General features: G+C 74.1%; 2 protein-coding genes. Both read right to left on the reverse strand.

What is annotated here, in order from left to right; translation table 11 throughout:
* Window positions 1–81: 81 nt before the first annotated feature.
* Window positions 82–1,458: a 6-phospho-beta-glucosidase gene (locus ACYVE9_RS24655; protein WP_461030104.1), complete on the reverse strand. Its 1,377-nt coding sequence runs from the start codon at window positions 1,456–1,458 to the stop codon at window positions 82–84.
* A gap of 205 nt (window positions 1,459–1,663) precedes the next feature.
* A partial coding sequence (locus ACYVE9_RS24660; RefSeq protein WP_461030105.1) for an ROK family protein occupies window positions 1,664–1,988 on the reverse strand: 325 nt, incomplete at its 5' end.

Raw genomic sequence — 1,988 nt, forward strand, 5'->3', positions numbered from 1 at the left:
AGCGGGCGGCGGTGACCGGGCCGTCCGGGGCGGTGGCGCTGCCCGGGCCGTTCGGGGCGGGTCGTGCGGCGGCGTTGTCGGTCACCACCACGCCAGGTGCTCCCGGTTGTGGGCGAGCAGCCGGTCGGTGAGCTGGTCGGCCGTCTCGTACTGGCCGACCAGCGGGTGCGCCAGCAGAGCCCGGAACACCCGGTCGCGACCTCCGTGCAGCGCCGCGTCCAGCGCCAGCTGCTCGTAGGCGGTGACGCCGGAGATCAGCCCGGCGTAGAGCGGGTCCACGGTGGGGGCGGGCAGCGGCCGGGCCCCGTCCCGGGTCACCCGGGCCGGTACCTCCACCACCGCGTCGTCCGGCAGGAACGGCAGGGTGCCGTTGTTGCGGATGTTCACCACCTGGACGTCGCCCTCGTCCGGGCCGGACCCCTCGCCCGTGCCGAACGCGTCCACCGCCGCCTGGTCGGCCTCCTGGCTCCCCGCCCGGCCCGTTTCGCCCGCCGGGTCGCCCGCCGGGTCGCCCGCCGGACCGGTGAGCAGCGAGGCGGCCAGCGCCACCGCGGCCTCCGAGTAGAAGGCGCCGCCGCGCTTGGCGAGCAGCGCCGGCTTCTCGTCCAGCGCCGGATCGCCGTACATGTCCAGCAGTTCCTTCTCCATCGCGGCGACTTCCGCGGCCCGCGACGGCTTGCCGCGCTGCTCCTCGACGACCTCGTCGTGCGCGTAGAAGTACCGCAGGTAGTAGGAGGGGACCACACCGAGCCGTTCCAGCAGCGGCCGGGGCAGCCGCAGGTCCTCGGCGATCCGGCCGCCGTGCTCCTCGATCAGTCCCGGAAGCACGTCGATGCCGTCGGGGCCGCCGAGCCGCACGCCCAGCTCCCAGCTGAGGTGGTTGAGGCCGTAGTGGTCCAGGTGGACCTGCTCGGCGGGCACGTCCAGCAGCGCCGCGAACTTGCGCTGGAGGCCGATCGCGACGTTGCACAGGCCGACGGCCTTGTGGCCGGCGTCCAGGAGCGCCCGGGTGACGATGCCCACCGGGTTGGTGAAGTCGATGATCCACGCGTCCGGGTTGCTGCGGCGGACGCGTTCGGCGATGTCCAGCACCACCGGCACGGTGCGCAGCGCCTTGGCGAGTCCGCCGGCGCCGGTCGTCTCCTGACCGACGCAGCCGCACTCCAGCGGCCAGGTCTCGTCGCCGTCGCGGGCGAGCTGGCCGCCGACGCGCAACTGGAGCAGGACGGCGTCGGCGTCGGCGACGGCCGCGTCGATGTCACCGGTGGTGGTGATCAGCCCGGGGTGGCCCTGCTTCGCGAAGATGCGGCGGGCCAGACCGCCGACCAGTTCCAGCCGGTCGGCGGCCGGGTCGGCGAGCACCAGCTCGGACACCGGCAGGGTGTCGCGCAGCCGCGCGAAGCCGTCGACGAGTTCGGGGGTGTAGGTGGATCCGCCGCCCACCACTGCGAGTTTCATTGGCCCTTGGCTCCTGATTCGTGAGTAGGCAGTTCCAGTCCGGCCTCGTGCACGGCTGCCGGACTGACTGGTGTGGACGGGTTCCGCGGTCTGGAGTAGTCGTTCCAGCAGTGGCGGAAGTGAAACGGCGAGAGGGCCGCCGGCGCCGGCGCGGGAGCGGACGCGCCGGGGCGCGGAAGGTGACGGGCGGGCGAGGGTGGGAGGGTCAGCGTGAGGTGTCGAACACCTCGTCGCGGGTGGTGGTGAGGGCGCTCTCCAACGCGCCGGTGAGCACCGGGTCCTCGGTCACCTCACCGAGCAGCAGCCGGGGGCGCGGCACGGCCAGCTCGGACAGCTCGTCCTTGATCAGGGCGCGCAGCCGTTCGTCACCGGCGGCGGGTATCCCGCCGGCCAGCACGATGAGCTCCGGGTCGAGCACGGCGACGACGGAGGCCAGCCCGGTCGCCAGCCCCGTCGCCAGCCGCCGCAGCAGCTCCTCGTGGGGGCCGTCCGCCTCCTCGGTGCCGCTCACCGCCCGCGTCAGCAGCGCG

It is taken from the genome of Streptomyces sparsus (genome assembly GCF_054776295.1).

Coding starts and splice junctions, on each gene's coding strand:
- ACYVE9_RS24655 (WP_461030104.1), bottom strand. CDS start 1,458: ATGAAACTCGCAGTGGTGGGCGGCGGATCCACCTACACCCCCGAACTC.